The 18,216-nt window shown below is 39.7% G+C and carries 14 protein-coding genes; 1 reads left to right on the forward strand and 13 read right to left on the reverse strand.

What is annotated here, in order from left to right; all coding sequences use genetic code 11:
- Nucleotides 1-7: 7 nt before the first annotated feature.
- Together AKG34_RS17000 and hemA are read right to left on the reverse strand one after the other, a co-directional pair.
- Nucleotides 8-838, reverse strand: a complete 831-nt coding sequence (locus AKG34_RS17000) for a cytochrome C assembly family protein (protein ID WP_053347176.1) — start codon at nucleotides 836-838, stop codon at nucleotides 8-10.
- Nucleotides 839-848: 10 nt separating this feature from the next.
- Nucleotides 849-2,198, reverse strand: a complete 1,350-nt coding sequence (gene hemA, locus AKG34_RS17005; protein ID WP_053347177.1) for a glutamyl-tRNA reductase — start codon at nucleotides 2,196-2,198, stop codon at nucleotides 849-851.
- Between the two features lie 255 nt (nucleotides 2,199-2,453).
- Here hemA and AKG34_RS17010 point away from each other — a divergent pair, with 255 nt between their 5' ends.
- Nucleotides 2,454-2,936, forward strand: coding sequence for a LiaF transmembrane domain-containing protein (locus AKG34_RS17010; protein WP_053347178.1), 483 nt, complete (start codon nucleotides 2,454-2,456; stop codon nucleotides 2,934-2,936).
- A 59-nt stretch (nucleotides 2,937-2,995) separates the two neighbouring features.
- Here the strand turns inward: AKG34_RS17010 and yihA are convergent, their stop codons facing one another.
- The 11 genes from yihA to ilvC form a co-directional block, all read right to left on the reverse strand.
- The gene (yihA, locus tag AKG34_RS17015; protein WP_053347179.1) at nucleotides 2,996-3,577 is read right to left on the reverse strand and encodes a ribosome biogenesis GTP-binding protein YihA/YsxC; all 582 of its coding nucleotides are present in this window, start codon (nucleotides 3,575-3,577) and stop codon (nucleotides 2,996-2,998) included.
- Entirely contained in the window at nucleotides 3,574-5,895 is a 2,322-nt protein-coding gene (gene lon, locus AKG34_RS17020; RefSeq protein ID WP_053347180.1) for an endopeptidase La, read from the reverse strand. Before lon ends, yihA begins: the two co-directional genes overlap by 4 nt.
- Nucleotides 5,896-6,148: 253 nt before the next feature.
- Entirely contained in the window at nucleotides 6,149-7,819 is a 1,671-nt protein-coding gene (gene lonB, locus AKG34_RS17025; RefSeq protein ID WP_053347181.1) for an ATP-dependent protease LonB, read from the reverse strand.
- Nucleotides 7,820-8,014: 195 nt separating this feature from the next.
- On the reverse strand, nucleotides 8,015-9,283 hold the full coding sequence (clpX, locus tag AKG34_RS17030; protein WP_053347182.1) for an ATP-dependent protease ATP-binding subunit ClpX: 1,269 nt from the start codon (nucleotides 9,281-9,283) through the stop codon (nucleotides 8,015-8,017).
- Nucleotides 9,284-9,714: 431 nt separating this feature from the next.
- Complete coding sequence (tig, locus tag AKG34_RS17035) at nucleotides 9,715-11,007, reverse strand: trigger factor (RefSeq protein ID WP_053347183.1); 1,293 nt, start codon at nucleotides 11,005-11,007, stop codon at nucleotides 9,715-9,717.
- 185 nt (nucleotides 11,008-11,192) lie between these two features.
- Nucleotides 11,193-12,227, reverse strand: a complete 1,035-nt coding sequence (locus tag AKG34_RS17040; RefSeq protein WP_053347184.1) for a tetratricopeptide repeat protein — start codon at nucleotides 12,225-12,227, stop codon at nucleotides 11,193-11,195.
- Nucleotides 12,228-12,393: 166 nt separating this feature from the next.
- On the reverse strand, nucleotides 12,394-12,993 hold the full coding sequence (leuD, locus tag AKG34_RS17045; RefSeq protein ID WP_053347185.1) for a 3-isopropylmalate dehydratase small subunit: 600 nt from the start codon (nucleotides 12,991-12,993) through the stop codon (nucleotides 12,394-12,396).
- Between the two features lie 28 nt (nucleotides 12,994-13,021).
- Nucleotides 13,022-14,431: a 3-isopropylmalate dehydratase large subunit gene (leuC, locus tag AKG34_RS17050; RefSeq protein ID WP_053347186.1), complete on the reverse strand. Its 1,410-nt coding sequence runs from the start codon at nucleotides 14,429-14,431 to the stop codon at nucleotides 13,022-13,024.
- Between the two features lie 70 nt (nucleotides 14,432-14,501).
- The gene (leuB, locus tag AKG34_RS17055) at nucleotides 14,502-15,614 is read right to left on the reverse strand and encodes a 3-isopropylmalate dehydrogenase (RefSeq protein ID WP_053347187.1); all 1,113 of its coding nucleotides are present in this window, start codon (nucleotides 15,612-15,614) and stop codon (nucleotides 14,502-14,504) included.
- Nucleotides 15,615-15,629: 15 nt separating this feature from the next.
- Nucleotides 15,630-17,165 (reverse strand): 2-isopropylmalate synthase, encoded by a 1,536-nt coding sequence (locus AKG34_RS17060; protein ID WP_053347188.1) that lies wholly within the window; start codon nucleotides 17,163-17,165, stop codon nucleotides 15,630-15,632.
- Nucleotides 17,152-18,180, reverse strand: a complete 1,029-nt coding sequence (gene ilvC, locus AKG34_RS17065; RefSeq protein ID WP_053347189.1) for a ketol-acid reductoisomerase — start codon at nucleotides 18,178-18,180, stop codon at nucleotides 17,152-17,154. Before ilvC ends, AKG34_RS17060 begins: the two co-directional genes overlap by 14 nt.
- Nucleotides 18,181-18,216: the final 36 nt, after the last annotated feature.

Consider the following 18,216-nt stretch of genomic DNA (forward strand, 5'->3'; position numbering starts at 1 on the left):
TTTCCTCCTATGTATTCCAAAAGTGGAATGTTGAAAGGCTTCCAAAAAGGAAAAAGTTAATTAACACAATCATGAAAGATCCAATATTCAGAAAGGCTAGTGTCCTTCCATACATTTGTTTCCGAATTTTCAAGTATAAAAACACGCTGTAACCGATAAGCAAAATGAATGAGCCGATAATTTTCATATCCAGCCAGGATACTCCAGGTACTTTTATATAGGCCCATTGAATACCCAAGATAAGGGAGACCACTAATAATGGGACTCCGATTACTGCAAGGACATATGACATATGCTCAAGCTTTGTTAAATCTCCGAGACGAAGCAGCCGTTTTCCCCATTTTTTTCGTTTCAATAAATCATATTGAATTAAGTAGAGTAGGGAAAATACGAAAGAAAGTGTAAAAGCCCCATAAGATAGAATGGCAAACGTAATATGTATGAGCAAAAGCTCTGAAACGAGCTGCTGTGCGAGCACTTCTGATTCTATCTGAACTGGTGCAAAGGTATGAATAGCCATAACCATAAAGCCTAATACATTGGTAAAGAAGACCGTAAAATCGACTCTAAGCAATCGATTAATAATTAATGATAACGAAATGAGGACCCATGCATAAAAATATAAGCCTTCAAAAATCGTCAATACCGGAAACCTTCCCGTTTTCATTACATATAGAAACAAAAAAATTGTTTGCAGCACCCAAACAATAGAAAGCAACCAGAAGGCAACTTTATTCGCCTTCTGGTTATTATTAAGGAAGTCAATAAAATATAAAAGCATACTGATGGCATACAACAATACAGTGGCTTCATGTAATCTTGTCATTAGTAATTCCATATCTACCTCATTACTGGACAGGAACTGGATTTAATAGGGATGTCTTGGCGCTGTTCCGTTCATTTTCGTCATCCACTACCAACTGTTCTTCCATCAATTCCTCTAAATGAAAGATCTTCACGAAATTATTTAATTGCTCTTTTGCATTCGGCTCATCTGCAAGTTCTTTTGCATATAAAATCGGATCTTTCAGCATTTGGTTGATAATGCTCTTCGTATGCTTGTTCAGAACTTTTTTGTCGCGTTCGCTTAAGTGTGGAAGCTTTCTCTCAATGCTTTCCATCGTTTCCTTTTGAATCGACAGTGATTTTTCCCGTAAAGAGGAAATAACAGGAACTACGCCAAGCAAATTAATCCACTGATTAAAATCAACAATTTCTGATTCAATCATTAATTCGATTTTCTCAGCTGCTTTTTTACGCTCCTCAATATTCGCTTGCACTATTCCCTCAAGATCATCAATGTCATACAAGAAGACATTCTCAAGCTCAGCTAATTTTGGATCAAGGTCACGCGGTACCGCGATGTCGACCATGAAAATAGGGCGACCTTTGCGAAGCTTGTTCACGAACGTCATCATTTCTTTTGTTACGAGAAGATTTTTTGAACCAGTGGAAGTAATTAAAATATCCGCTTCCACTAAGGCACATTGCAACTCTTGAAGCTGTTTTGCTTTACCATTAAATCTTTCAGCCAAGTCGACTGCTTTCTGATACGTACGGTTGATAACCGTAATACTATCTGCACCGTTACTGTGCAGATTTTGAATAGCCAGTTCTCCCATTTTTCCTGCACCAAGAATCAAGACATTCTTGCCGTTTAGTCCACCGAAGATTTTTTTTGCAAGCTCGACTGCCGCATAGCTAACAGAAACTGCATTCGTATTAATTTCCGTTTCTGAATGAGCCTTTTTTGCTAATGTAAGGGATTGCTTGAAGAGATGGTTAAAAACCGTACCAAGCGTATCTTCTTTTTGTCCTAACATATAGCTTGAGCGAACTTGTCCCAAAATCTGTGTTTCTCCAAGAATCATGGAATTCAAGCCGCAAGTAACTGAAAATAAATGCTCGACTGCTCCATCGCCTTCATAGATAAACAGATATTTAGAGAATTCTTCCTTATCGATGTTAAACCATTCTGAAAGAAATTCCTTGATATAATATCGGGTTGTATGAAGTTGGTCACCGACCGCAAATATTTCCGTTCTATTACATGTTGAAATAATAACATTTTCCAAGATGCTTTTTTTATTTTTAAGAGCTTTCATTGCCTCGGCAAGTTCGGCTTCGTTAAACGACAGTTTTTCCCGAATTTCTACAGGGGCAGTTTTGTAATTAATACCAACCGCTAGAATATGCATCCTTTTATTTTGCACCCCCAAAATTTTTCATGTAAATTTATTATACCATGTACTAAAATTGATTCACGCAAATAATATGAACAGTTTATGAAAACGTATGCTACCATTAAAAAGACTGCCAAAACACCTGAATAGCTACAAAAGGTATTAGAGCGGTGGTTTGTAATTTATATACATACTTCGACATTGTGTACAAAAGTACCATATCAAAAATGCCCAAAAACTTCAAGTAATCGAATTGGATAGGAGGACAAAATGAAAACGCAACGTATTTTCCCTGGAATCGTTTTAATCGGTTTCGGACTCTACTTTTTTCTTGAACATTCACAAATAGAAATCTTTCCAGGCTTTTTTAGCTGGCCCACCTTATTATGTATCGTTGGTATCGCCTTCTTAATACAGGCTTATAGCGGTAATGAATTTGATTCAATCCTTCCCGGCGTCATCTTGCTCGGGTTCGGCGCTCATTTCCATATCGTTGAGAACCTAGATATTTGGCCGGATAATATAGGTATCTTTATTTTAATCATATCTCTAGGATTTATTCTCCGGGCCCGCAAAACAAAATCTGGAATGTTACATGGGATGATATTATTTATCATCTCAATCCTTATTTTATTTTATGATAAAATCTCTACTTCTTTCGGCATCCTCGAAACAAGTACGGCAAACATTGAAAAGTTTTGGCCGTTTGTGTTGATGGGAATTGGGGTTTACATATTAATCCGAAAAAAATAAAGCTGCGAATTTCATGCAGAAAAGGGTATTTCCATATACGGAATACCCTTTTCTTTTTGTTACATATATTTCTTAAGAACGCCCCAGGCCTGTTCTTTTCCTTCGCCTGTTTCTCCTGAGAAAAGAAGCAATTCATCTTCTCTTTCCATATTAAGCGTTTGGCGTGTGACTTTTAAGTGCTTCTGCCATTTGCCTTTTGGAATTTTATCCGCTTTTGTGGCGATAACAATCCTTGGCAGGTCATAATGCTTTAGGAATTCGTACATTGCGATATCATCCTTAGTCGGTGGATGACGCAAATCGACGATTAAGAGCGCAGCACGAAGCTGGTCACGGGAGGTGAAATACGTTTCGATCATTCTCCCCCAAGCATCACGCTCAGTTTTAGAAACCTTCGCATAGCCATAACCCGGTACATCCACAAAATGAAGTGCTTCATTTATGATGTAAAAATTCAACGTCTGCGTCTTACCTGGTTTAGAGGAAGTACGCGCCAAATTTTTTCGATTAATCATTTTGTTAATAAAACTCGATTTCCCTACATTGGAACGACCCGCTAAGGCAAACTCCGGGATTGGAGTGTTTGGATATTGTTCAGGCTTTACAGCACTTATGACAATATCTGAACTTGTTACTTTCATTCGTTCACACCTACCAATGCATGCTCAAGGACTTCATCAACGTGTGAAACTGGAACAAATGTTAATTCTTTACGGACACTTTCCGGGATATCATCAATATCCTTTTCGTTATTTTGCGGGATGATGATTTTCGTAAGTCCTGCCCGGTGAGCCGCTAAAGATTTTTCTTTAAGGCCGCCGATTGGAAGAACTCGTCCGCGTAATGTAATTTCGCCTGTCATGCCTACCTCTTTTCTGATCGGCCTATTAGTAAGGGCCGATATTAACGCTGTTGCAATCGTGATGCCTGCAGAAGGACCATCCTTAGGGACAGCACCTTCAGGAACATGAATATGAATATCATATTTTTCATGGAAGTTCGTATCAATATGAAGTTTCTCGGTTTTCGAACGGACGTAACTAAAAGCAGCCTGAGCCGATTCTTTCATTACATCGCCAAGTTTTCCTGTCAAAATAAGCTTGCCTTTACCTGGTGATAAAGAAACCTCGATTTGTAGCGTATCGCCACCTACCGACGTGTAAGCTAGTCCATTAGCGACACCGACTTGGTTCTCGACTTCCGCTTGTCCATAATGGAACATCGTTTTCCCTAAAAACTCCTCGACATTCTTTTCAGAAATGACGACCCGTTTTTTATCTCCGGATACGATGATTTTCGCAGTCTTCCGACAGATGCTTGCAAGCTGTCGTTCCAGACTCCGGACACCAGCCTCCCGAGTATAATAACGGATGATTTTAGTAAGGGCTTCCTCACGAATTTGCAGTTGGGTCTTCAATAAACCATGGTTTTCTAACTGTCTAGGCAGTAAATGATCCTTGGCAATATGAAGTTTCTCTATTTCAGTATAACCCGCAATCGAAATGATTTCCATACGATCACGAAGCGGCCCCGGAATTGTGCCCAAATTATTCGCAGTTGCAATGAACATAACTTTGGAAAGGTCATAGGTTTCCTCTATATAATGGTCACTGAAATTATGATTTTGCTCCGGATCGAGCACTTCAAGCATCGCTGCAGATGGATCTCCCCTAAAGTCATTTGACATCTTATCCACTTCATCCAGTAAAAAGACAGGATTAATCGTTCCAGCTTTTTTCATACCCTGGATGATCCGGCCTGGCATTGCCCCTACATAGGTACGGCGGTGTCCACGGATTTCTGATTCATCACGCACTCCACCTAAGGAAACCCGAACGAAATTCCGGTTCAGGGATGCAGCGATTGATTTAGCCAAGCTTGTTTTCCCAACCCCAGGAGGGCCCACTAAGCAAAGGATTGGTCCCTTCAACGAATTAGTCAATTGCTGAACAGCTAAATACTCAAGCACCCGCTCTTTTACCTTTTCCAACCCATAATGGTCACGGTTTAGAATTTTTTCAGCTTTATGAATATTCAAGTCGTCTTTCGAAGCTTTAGACCAAGGAAGCGAGATTAACCAATCAATATAGTTGCGGATGACGGAACTTTCAGCTGAGCTTGATGGAACCTTTTCATAACGGTCCAATTCCTTTAATGCTGTTTCTTTAATATGCTCCGGCATATCCGCTTCTTCTATCTTTTCAGTAAGAACGGTAATTTCACCTGTTTTACCTTCTTTATCTCCCAATTCCTTTTGAATCGCTTTCATTTGTTCACGCAAATAATATTCTTTTTGCGTCCGCTCCATGGAACGTTTAACACGCTGACCGATCTTTTTCTCAAGAAAAAGAACTTCTTTCTCGTTATTAATGATCTCAATCACACGGCTTAAACGTTTTTTCATATCAATAGTCTCAAGTACTTCTTGCTTTTCCTTCAATTTCAAAGGCAAATGCGAAGCAATTATATCAGCTAGTCTTCCCGGCTCTTCAATATCGGAAGTAGCTGAAAAGGTTTCACCGGTTATTTTCTTGGACATCTTTATGTATTGTTCAAAATAATCCAGCAAAGTACGCATTAATGCTTGATGTTCCGCATCTTTTTCATCGCTGTCTTCATATATTTTAATCTTGGCACCATAATGTGTCTCATAATCGTAAAATTCGATGACCTCTGCTCGGTTTAATCCTTCCACCAACACTCGGATTGTACCGTTTGGAAGCTTCAACATCTGTTTTACCTTTGTTAAAGTCCCCATTGTAAATAAATCTTCTTCACCTGGTTCGTCCAACGAAACATCTTGCTGTGTCGTCAAAAATATAAGATGGTCTTCCACCATTGCTTTCTCAAGGGCTTGTACCGATTTATCTCGGCCTACATCTAAATGAAGTACCATCGTTGGATATACAAGCAGTCCTCTAAGCGGCAGGAGGGGGACGATGATTTCTTTATCAGTCATTTCCTGACACCTCCATCTAATTAGTATCGTCGTTGTAAACTATTTACCCATGTTCTCAACCTTTTAACAATTCTATCCTATTTATATAGAAGTGTCTATTTGTTTACCTTAACACGTTTCTACTGCTTTTATTATCTCCAATATTAGATAAAAAAGCACGTATGAACAAGCTATTATTTTTCTGTTAGGTTTATTTCGAGAAATTGTTATGGTCCTTAAAATGCCCCGGTCTGATCAAACCGGGGCAATTCTTTTATACACTTTCTTTTTTCGATAGGTCCAAGGATGTGAGAATTTGTTCCGACATCAACTCTTTTTTCAGTGCCCGGTCAAATACTTCTTTCACATTCGAAACGGGAATGATCTCAATATCCTTGATTTCTTGGAGCAATGGCTGCATGTTTTCTGCTGGAATGATTACTGTCTTTGCTCCAGCCAGTTTTGCAGCCTTGATTTTCGGAATGACTCCCCCAATCGGTTTAACGCCGCCATGAATGCTGATTTCTCCAGTCATCGCTAGTGTGTGATCAACAGGGATTTTATAGATTGCCGAGTATATACCTGTAGCCATTGCAATTCCCGCTGAAGGGCCATCTACAGGACTTCCACCAGGAAAGTTTACATGGATATCAAATTGGTCGGCCGGCACTCCCATCGAACGTAAAACCGTGATTACATTTTCAATTGAACCTTTTGCCATGCTCTTGCGGCGAATTGATTTCCCATTCCCCCCGCCGATGCTTTCTTCTTCAACAATACCGGTTATATTTATCGAACCGGTTTCATTGGAGGCCGCCATAACTGTTACCTCAATTTCTAGCAATGCCCCGCTGTTGGGCCCGTATACGGCAAGACCGTTAACGAGGCCAATTTTTGAATTAGATTCAATTTTCCGATCCATTCGCGGTGTCAGTTGGCTGCTATGAGCCATCCAATCAATATCTTCTTCCCTAATAAATGATCGGTTTTCATTAATCGAAATACCCGCGAGAGTCTGAATCATATTAACAGCTTCTCTACCATTTCGGGCATAATCCGAAATCGATTGTAATCCTTTTTCACTAATTGTGATTCCTACTTTATCGGAGGCATTTTTAGCAACTGTAATGATTTCTTCCCGGTCAAGTTCACGGAAAAACACTTCAATACATCTCGAGCGAATCGCAGGTGCAATTTCATTTGGCGTCCTGGTTGTGGCCCCAATCAAGCGAAAGTCAGCCGGGAGTCCATTTTTAAAAATATCATGAATGTGAGTAGGAATATTTTGATTTTCTTCTTGATAATAGGCACTTTCGAGAAACACCTTACGATCTTCCAACACCTTTAACAGCTTATTCATCTGTATTGGATGAAGCTCTCCTATTTCATCTATAAACAATACGCCTCCATGAGCATTGCTAACAGCACCCTGCTTTGGCTGTGGAATACCAGCCTGGCCCATTGCTCCAGCTCCCTGATAAATTGGATCATGCACAGACCCAATTAATGGGTCGGCAATTCCCCGCTCATCGAATCTAGCTGTAGTCGCATCCAATTCAACAAACACAGCCGAATTTTTAAAAGGAGATTTCCCATTTTTTTTCGCCTCTTCTAATACAAGCCTAGCAGCTGCTGTTTTCCCTACCCCTGGGGGACCGTAAATAATCACATGCTGAGGATTCGGCCCACACAAGGCCGCCTTTAAGGATTTAATGCCATCTTCCTGACCGACAATTTCGTTAAACGTACATGGCCTAACCTTTTCGGCCAATGGCTCTGTTAACGAAATCGACCTCATCTTTCGTAATTGATCCATTTCTTTTCGTGAATCACGGTCAATAGAAACCTTTTGCGTCCGCTGACCTTTCAATAAATTCAAAAAATACAATCCAATTACAATCCCAAAAAACAGCTGGATAAACAACGCTATTCCTGTCCAATTCATCGTATTCCCTCCTGCACTCGCCTAGTTTGTCATTTCTGTTAGTATCTCCTAGGGCAGGTCGAAATAATCCAAGAAATTCAGGTTGTAAATTTTGGAGTTTTAATCGTAAACATCAGCAAATTTCCATCATGACATCCTAAAAAGCAAAAAAAAAGACTGCCAGCATGAACTGACAGTCTTTACGTTTTTATTAAGTTAAGCAGATGTTTTCTTTTCTTGTCCTTTGATGGTTGTACCGTCTTTAAGGACTAGCTTTGGAGATTCATTTTTCGAAATCGTGCTACCTGTGATTACGCATTTTGCAACATCGTCACGGGAAGGAAGATCAAACATCACTTCAAGAATGATGCCTTCAATAATAGAACGCAGACCACGTGCACCTGTTTTACGTTCTATTGCCTTTTTAGCAATTTCACTTAGCGCTTCCGGTTCGAATTCCAATTCAACATCGTCCAGCTCAAGTAATTTTTGGTATTGTTTTACAAGAGCATTTTTCGGTTTTGTCAGGATTTCAATCAATGCAGCTTCGTCTAATTGCTCAAGAGTAGCAATTACTGGAAGACGGCCGATGAATTCCGGAATCAATCCGAAACGAAGTAAGTCTTCTGGAAGAACTTTAGAAAGCAATTCTTTTTCTGCAACATCATCCTTTTTCACATCAGAGCCAAAACCGATAACTTTTTGTCCAAGACGGCGTTTGATGATTGGTTCGATGCCATCAAAGGCACCGCCGCAGATGAATAAAATATTGGTAGTGTCGATTTGAATGAACTCTTGATGAGGATGTTTACGTCCCCCTTGTGGCGGTACGCTAGCAACCGTTCCTTCAAGAATTTTTAGCAACGCTTGTTGCACACCTTCACCAGACACATCTCGTGTAATAGAAGGGTTTTCAGATTTACGGGCAACTTTATCAATTTCATCGATATAAATGATCCCTTTTTCCGCTTTTTCCACATCATAATCAGCAGCTTGGATCAATTTAAGAAGGATGTTTTCCACATCTTCCCCTACATATCCAGCTTCCGTTAATGAAGTTGCATCAGCAATAGCAAAAGGAACATTCAGAAGACGTGCTAATGTTTGCGCAAGAAGCGTTTTCCCACTTCCCGTCGGTCCGATTAAAGCGATGTTACTTTTAGAAAGCTCTACATCGTCGACTTTGCTATTGGAATTGATACGTTTGTAATGATTGTAAACAGCAACAGCTAAAGATTTCTTCGCCTGTTCTTGTCCAATCACATATTCGTCAAGAATTTCACGAATTTCCATTGGCTTAGGTACATCCCTGAATTCAACTTCTTCATCAGTACCCAGCTCTTCTTCAACGATTTCCGTACAAAGCTCGATACACTCGTCACAAATATATACACCTGGACCAGCAACCAGTTTACGGACTTGTTCTTGTGTTTTACCGCAAAAAGAACATTTTAACTGTCCTTTTTCATCATTAAATTTAAACATGACATTCACCCCTTTAAATACTCTTCCAACTCTATTACAGTAGCGGTATCTAATTCCTAATAAAAAAAGACACACATCCACTAAAGCATTCCAAAACTCCTAGTATGTTTTGCATTTTATCATGTTTCTTGGAAGTTTAGTAACAATAATGCTCACGCTTGCGAGTTGTTCAATAAGTACAATAATCCAATCAATATGTATTTGCCCTTTACCAGTATGCCCAAAACTTTTGATTTTTAAAATAAGGATTTGTTGTATAAATATGTATATGCGGTATTAGAACTAATCTACACCGAAATCCAAAAAAAATCAATCAGGAAATAACTGAAAATTTCAAATTTCCACAAATTCTCAATATGTATAAAACAAGGCACGATTACTCGCGCCTTGTTTTTTTGAAGAAAATATTAAAATCTAATTACTTATTAAAATTATTTTGCTTCAACTGTTTTGCTGTTTTCAACCAAGAAGTCAATTGCTTTCTTAATTTTAAGATCGCCTTTAATTCCATCTAAGTTTCCAAGAGCTTGTTTGATTGCTTCTACTTCCATTTTGTACATTTCAGCCATTTGACCAAGTTCAGCTTCTACATCTTCGTCAGTTGCTTCAAGTTTTTCAACTTCAGCAATTGCTTCAAGAGTTAGGCTTGTACGAACTTGTCCTTCAGCTTCTTCTTTCATTTGTGCTTTTAAAGCTTCTTCGTCTTGACCTGAGAATTGGTAGTAAAGATCCAAGTTTAGTCCTTGTGATTGAATGCGTTGAGAAAACTCATTCATCATGCGGTCTACTTCGTTTGAAATCATTGCTTCAGGAACGTCCATTTCTGCACCTTCAACAGCTTTACCAATTACAGTATTTTGTACGAAGTTTTCTTCTTCGTGTTTTTTGTCATGCTCTAATTTATGTTTTGTTTTCTCTTTAAGTTCAGCTAATGTTTCAACTTCGTCGTCAACATCTTTCGCGAACTCATCATCCAACTCAGGAAGTTGTTTTGTTTTGATTTCGTGAATTTTCACTTTGAATACAGCTGGTTTACCTGCAAGCTCAGCAGCATGGTATTCTTCTGGGAATGTTACTTCGATATCTTTTTCAGCGCCAGTTTCAAGACCAACTAGTTGTTCTTCAAAACCAGGAATGAAAGAGTTAGAACCGATTTCTAATGAATGGTTTTCAGAAGCTCCACCTTCAAATGCTTCACCATCAACGAATCCTTCGAAGTCAAGAACAACTGTATCGCCTTCTGCAGCTTGTCCTTCTTCTTTAACAACAAGCTCAGCTTGACGCTCTTGCAAAGTTTTTAATTCATTTTCAACATCTTCGTCAGTTACTTCAGTATTGAATTTTTCAACTTCAACACCTTTGTAATCTCCTAATTTAACTTCAGGCTTAACTGTTACAGTTGCAGTGAAAATTAAGTTTTCGCCTTTTTCCATTTTCTCGATGTCGATTTCTGGACGATCTACAGGCTGAATTCCAGCTTCTTCGACAGCATTTGCATAAGCATCTGGAAGAATAATATCAAGCGCATCTTGATAAAGAGATTCTACGCCGAATTTTTTTTCGAACATTTGACGTGGCATTTTACCTTTACGGAAGCCAGGTACGTTTACTTGTTTTACTACTTTTTTGAAAGCTGCGTCTAAACCTTCGTTTACTTTTGCAGCGTCAACTTCAATTGTTAATACGCCTTGATTACCTTCTTGTTTTTCCCATTTTACAGACATGTGTTTCCCTCCAAAAAATCTATATACTTCAATAATAAGCATTGGATGAATATGCTTTGCAAGTGTTAACAAGTCATCCTTCAAAAATACCCAAAAAAATTATTGGGAAATCGTCAAAATTAGACGATTATACATTACAACCACTACATTATACCACAGGATTAATCTGTTACAACAGCTATAGGTTAAATAATGGGATAAGAAATTTCCTCGATTTCTTTAATATAGGATAGAATATCCTCAACTGCTTCCTCATCAGCCAAATAAATGTCCGCTATCTTCCTGCTGATATTTTCTCCTGCCATGTATTCTTCTGCTAATGCATGATAGGCAGCCGCCCAAACTGGCAGGCTTTCTGGTTCCGGTTCAAACGGATATAATAGAAAGGAATGCCGCTCGATTAAACTATGCACCATTTCAAATAAACTTGGGTTTTTCTGACTGATTTCCGCTTCTGTAAGACTGGTAACCTTCTTATAAAATTCCGTCTCCTTCAAGCCTGCTAATTCTTTTGGAATTACGGACTTTGCTTTAGAGAATTTCTTAAGTGTCACTTCTTCGTTATATTCCTGGTCGATAAGGATGTTAAGGAGCATCGTTTTAAAAAACGGATGGCCTTGTTCTTGTTGTAGAAATTGTTCGATTTGAGGGATAAATGGTCGAATATTTATATTCGTCAGTTTTGAAATAACTAAGAATATTTCATTATCCGTTTTCCCTTCAAACAGCTCATCCTCTTTTAATTCCTCTGCAAGCTGCTGTTTTTGCCTGTCCGCTTCCTCTTTTTTATCTTCAAGAGCCCTTTTACTGAACTGAAGCATCTTTTCAAAATGTTCCTCTTTATCAAATGGTATTTGATTTTCTTCAAATAGCATTTCAATAGTCGTAACCATTTCCTGATGCTCGCTTAATTGTAAAAGCACCATTAAATAGATATTGATAAGTTGAAAATAATCACCGATGCCTTTGTTCAACATCTCTTGGCACAACTCTTTTGACTCCTCATAATACTCAAGTTCGACAAGGGAGACCACTAGTCCCATACAGACTTCATCATTTTCAGGCTCAAACTCCCGAGCTTGGCTAAAGAGCAGTGCAGCATCTCTAAAGTTTCTGTTCCCAAGCTCATCTAACCCTTTTACTATCAACCTTTCACCGAGATTTGGAAAGGAGATAATCTTGGTCTCTTCAGCTTTCTTTTGGTTGTTCTTATTATCCATCCTATTTTCCGCCTCACCGTCGCTTTTTGAAAAACAGTTTAGCATGTAATAGTATGAAATACAAAAATTATAAGGGTGAATGAACACTTTCCACCCTTTTTTCTTTACAAAAAAAATCCCGGCCCCTTTCAAATAAGAAAGAAAGAACGGGAGATTTGTTCTTCAATTAAGTACTAGAAACAACCTTTTTTTGTTGTTCATAAGCAGAAATCTCTTCATCATATTGAAGTGTAATAGAAATTTCATCCCAGCCTTTGACTAGCATTTCCTTCCAATATGGATGAATCTCAAAGCTTACTTCAAATCCTTGACCATCTATTAATGTTTGATTAGGCAGATCAATCGTCAACTCATAGTCAGGCGCTGACACTCGCTCCATTAAATACTTCACTTCATCCTGCGTTAAAGCAATAGGAACCATCCCATTTTTCATGCAGTTACTTTTAAAAATATCAGCAAAAGACGGTGCGATGACAATATCAAATCCGTAATCTTTCAACGACCATGGAGCATGCTCACGTGAAGAACCACAACCGAAATTTTCACCTGCAATTAAAATGGACGTGTTTTGATTATGAGGCTGATTTAATTCAAAATCGGGCCGTTCCTTTCCATCCTCATCAAAACGCCAGTTATAGAATAAAAATTCACCAAATCCGCTTCGCTCGATTCGTTTTAAAAATTGCTTTGGAATGATTTGATCTGTATCCACGTTTTTACGGTCAAGTGCCGCGGCTCTTCCTTTATATATAGTAATGGGTTCCATTCTCTGCACCTCCAGCTAATTCGTATTCTTAATGAACTTGTTCAGTTTTTTTCAAGTTTCTAATATCGACAAATTTCCCATAAATAGCCGCTGCTGCAGCCATTGCCGGGCTAACTAAGTGAGTCCTTGCTCCAGCACCTTGACGTCCTTCAAAGTTCCGATTACTAGTGGATGCACAGTGCTCACCAGATGGAACGGCATCCGGATTCATACTTAAGCACATGCTGCATCCTGATTCACGCCACTCAAAGCCTGCGGATTTAAAAATTTCATCCAAACCTTCATCTTCCGCTTGTCTTTTAACACTTTGTGAACCTGGTACGACCATCGCTCGAACACCTTTTTGAACAGTCTGACCATCTATCATTTCTGCTGCTTGTCGCAAGTCCTCAATTCGGGAATTTGTACAAGATCCAATGAATACATGCTGAACAGGAATATTCGTTATTGGCATACCTTCTTCAAGACCCATATACTCCAGAGCACGATTCAGTTCTTTTGAATCGATGATATCTTCAGCAAAGGTCGGCACATTACCGTCAACTCCACTCGCCATTCCTGGGTTTGTTCCCCAGCTGACCATCGGCGAAATTAGGCTACCATCAAGAATTATTTCCTGGTCATAGACCGCATCTTCATCACTGGCGAGCGATTTCCACTCCTGAACATATTGTTCGAATTCCACTCCTTTTGGTACATATTTACGACCTTTTATATAAGAGAATGTTGTTTCATCAGGAGCCACAAGCCCCGCTCTTGCTCCGCCTTCAATCGACATATTACATACCGTCATTCTTTCTTCCATTGACATATCTCTGAATACTTCGCCACAGTATTCAATGATATGTCCAGTACCAAAATCGACACCGAATTTAGAAATCACATATAAAATGACATCTTTCGCCATCACACCTTGACCAAGCTTTCCATTAACCTCAAGCTTTAATGTTTTTGGTTTTGTTTGCCATAGAGTTTGTGTAGCCAAAACGTGTTCGACCTCACTTGTTCCTATGCCAAACGCAATCGATCCGAATGCGCCATGTGTAGAGGTATGACTGTCACCACAAACAATCGTCATCCCCGGCTGTGTAAGACCTAATTCAGGACCAATAACGTGAACGATTCCTTGTTCCGGACTGTCTAAATCAGCAAGGCGGATGCCAAACTCCTTACAGTTTTGGTCAAGTGCTTCTAACTGTTTTCTTGCAATATCATCCTCGATGAAATAGCGATTAACAGTTGGCACATTATGATCCATTGTGGCGAATGTACGATCCGGTCTTCTAACTTTACGCCCTTTTAATCTCAATCCTTCAAACGCTTGAGGAGAGGTTACTTCATGAATATATTGAAGGTCTATATACAATAAATCCGGTTTATTTTCCTCTTCATTTACAATATGCCGATCCCATATTTTTTCTATTATCGACTTGCCCATCTGTATCCACCTCGATTAATTTTATATTTTTTTTAAAAAACACGGCCTAATGTTAGGCCGTGAAAGAAGTTTATGCATAAGCTCCCATGATGTTGGAAATAGCTTCCTGGTCTAAAAGATTCGCTTTTATTTCGGCAATCATTTCTGAAGTAGAAGTAATGTTTGATTGCCCATTTGCAATATCACCTGTTCTTAACCCATAATCGAGTACCGTTTCCACAGCTTGCTCAACAGCATTCGCCTCATTTTCCAAGCCAAAGGATAAGCGCAGCATCGATGCCGCCGATAAAATAGTTCCGATAGGATTAGCTAAATTTTTGCCTGCAATATCAGGTGCAGAGCCATGAATTGGTTCATATAAATTCGGCCCTTGAGTAGATATTGAGGCGGAAGGAAGCATTCCAAGCGATCCAGTTAATACGGACGCTTCATCGCTTAAAATATCGCCAAACATATTCTCTGTTACGACAATATCAAATTGTTTTGGATTTTTAATGAGTTGCATGGCTGCATTATCCACAAGCATATGTTCAAGCTCTACATCCGGATAATCCTTTGCAATTTCTTCAGCCGTTTCACGCCACATCCGGCTGGATTCAAGCACATTGGCTTTATCAACAGATGTTACTTTTTTCTTTCGATCAGATGCTAATTTAAACGCAAGTTCAATGATGCGCTGCATTTCGATTTTTTGATAGAAAAGAGTATCGACAACGGCTTCTTTTCCTTCTCTTTCTACCCGTTCACTCGGCTTTCCGAAATAAAGGCCGCCCGTTAGTTCTCGGACAATAACAAAATCCACATCTTCAATGAATTCCTTTTTAAGAGGTGAAGATTCCGATAAGCTGGAATAATAGCTGATTGGTCGAATGTTAGCATAGAGATTCAAATCTTTTCGGATTTTTAATAATCCTCGTTCCGGTCTTAGGTGTGCAGGTTGATTATCCCACTTCGGTCCCCCAACGGCACCTAATAATACCGCATCGCTGTTTTTACAAATCTCTACTGTTTCATCTGGCAGGGGCGATCCAGTGTTGTCGATTGCCCCGCCACCAATTTCACCATATTGAAATTCAAAATCGTGACCATATCTTTGGGCAACGGCTTCGAGAATTTCTACAGCGCCTCTTGTTACTTCTTTCCCGATGCCATCTCCTTGAAGCACCGCAATATTCCTTTTCATCGAAATCTCCCCTTTCTATTGTAATACTGCTTTTTCTTCTAATTCCTTCATGATGATTACACGGTTCACCGCGTTCAAATATGCTTTAGCAGATGCTTCCAAAACGTCTTGATCGAGACCGCGTCCGCTCGTTTCCACACCGTTAAAATCGATTTTCACAAAAACCTGTGCAAGGGCATCCATTCCGCCACCTACAGATTGAATCCGATAGTCTTTCAAGTTAATCTCGCTACCCAAACATCTTTCAAGCGTGTTATAAAGCGCTTCAACACTTCCTGCACCAGTTGCCGCTTCCTGAATTTCTTCGTTATCGCCTTTTTTCAGCGTAACAGTCGCTGTCGCAACCTGATGTGTACCGTGAGAAATCTGGAAAGAAACCAGGTCGTAAAAACTGATATCTGTCGCTTTTTCTTCAAGCACTAGTGCCACGATATCTTCATCCGTCATTGTCTTTTTGTTATCAGCCAATTCCTTGAACTGAACGAATAAAGAGTTCATTTCTTCATCAGTTACCGAAAAATTCAACTCTTGCAATCTTTCTTTGAAAGCATGTCGTCCGGAGTGTTTACCTAAAACGAGTGAATTAGATGCAACGCCGACAAGTTCCGGTGAAATGATTTCATACGTTGTTTTTTCTTTTAACATACCATCTTGGTGAATACCCGATTCATGCGCGTAAGCATTGGCACCAATTATGGCTTTATTAGCTGGAACCTGCATCCCCGTTAGACGGCTGACCAAATCACTGGATCTTTTAATTTCATTTAAGACAAGGCCCGTTTCTGCTTGATAGAAATCTTTACGAATGTAGAGAGCCATTGCTACTTCTTCGAGTGCCACGTTACCAGCACGCTCTCCAATGCCGTTGATTGTACCTTCAACTTGTGTTGCTCCGCCTTCGATGGCAGCCAAGGAGTTAGCTGTTGCCATTCCAAGGTCGTCATGGCAGTGTGCAGATAAACTCACCTTATCAATAGAAGGAACGTTTTCACGCAGGTAACGGAAAATGTTGCCGTATTCGATTGGAGCAGCATAGCCTACTGTATCCGGAATATTAATAACCTTTGCACCCGCTTGAATGACCGCTTCGACGATTTCAGCCAAATAGTCAAGTTCTGTACGGCTCGCATCTTCTGCAGACCATTGTACGATAGGAAAACGTTCTGCCCCATACTTAACCATCGCAATCGATTGTTCAATCACCTGTTCTTTTGACATTTTCAGCTTATATTCACGGTGAATGGGAGAAGTTGCGATGAATGTATGCAATCTTGGTTCTGCCCCGACTCTTAATGATTCCCAAGCTGCATCAATATCACCTTTTACAGCGCGCGCCAGCCCTGTAACAGAGCTGTTTCTGATTTTGCGCGCGATTTCCTGAACCGAGTTGAAATCTCCTTTGGATGCTGCCGGAAAACCGGCTTCGATAATATCTACACCCAATCTTTCTAACTGATAAGCAATTTCAAGCTTTTCTGTAAAGTTTAAATTTACACCAGCGGATTGCTCCCCATCTCGAAGTGTAGTTTCAAATATATTAATTTTTCGCAACGGCTACCACTTCTTTCTCTTTTTGTTGAGGTTTTACAAATGGCATCATTTTTCTTAACTCACGACCAACTACTTCGATTTGATGTTGGTTTTCACGATTATTGATAGCATTGAAGACTGGACGATTTGCTTGGTTTTCCAAAATCCATCCTTTAGCGAACTCACCGTCTTGGATGTCTTTCAAAATAGCTTTCATTGCTTCTTTAGTAGTTTCTGTTACAACGCGTGGTCCAGAAACGAAATCTCCCCATTGTGCTGTATCAGAAATGGAATAGCGCATGTTTTCCATTCCGCCTTCATACATAAGGTCGATGATTAATTTAAGTTCATGTAAACACTCAAAGTAGGCAACTTCCGGTTGGTATCCAGCTTCTGTCAAGGTTTCGAAACCGGCTTTTACAAGGGCAGTTAAGCCGCCGCAAAGTACTGCTTGCTCTCCGAATAGATCTGTTTCTGTTTCTTCTTGGAATGTTGTTTCCAAGCCACCAGCTCTTAATGAACCGATTCCTCTAGCGTAAGCAAGTGCTAATTCTCTTGCTTCCCCTGTAACGTCTTGATAGATGGCAAACAATGCTGGTACACCTGCTCCTTGTTCATATGTGCGGCGAACAAGATGTCCAGGACCTTTTGGAGCTACCAATAACACATCTACGTCTGCTGGCGGAACGATTTGATTGAAATGAACGTTGAATCCGTGTGCGAACATTAACGCTTGGCCTGCACGCAATACTGGTTTAATTTCTTCTTGGTATACTTTTGGTTGAGTTTCATCCGGTAATAGATTCATGATAACATCCGCTTGTTCAGCTGCTTCTTTAACTGTGTATACATTGAATCCGTCTTCTACAGCTTTATCGAAGGATTTACCTTTTCTGATTCCGATGATTACTTCAACGCCGCTGTCACGTAGGTTTTGTGCGTGTGCGTGTCCTTGTGAACCGTATCCGATAACTGCTACCTTTTTATTGTTGAAGAAATTCTCGTTTGCTTCTGCGTTATAATATACTTTTGCCATAATAATTACATCTCCCTTTTCTTATCCATTAGTTTT

This window comes from Peribacillus butanolivorans, from assembly GCF_001273755.1.
Taxonomy (GTDB): domain Bacteria; phylum Bacillota; class Bacilli; order Bacillales; family DSM-1321; genus Peribacillus; species Peribacillus butanolivorans.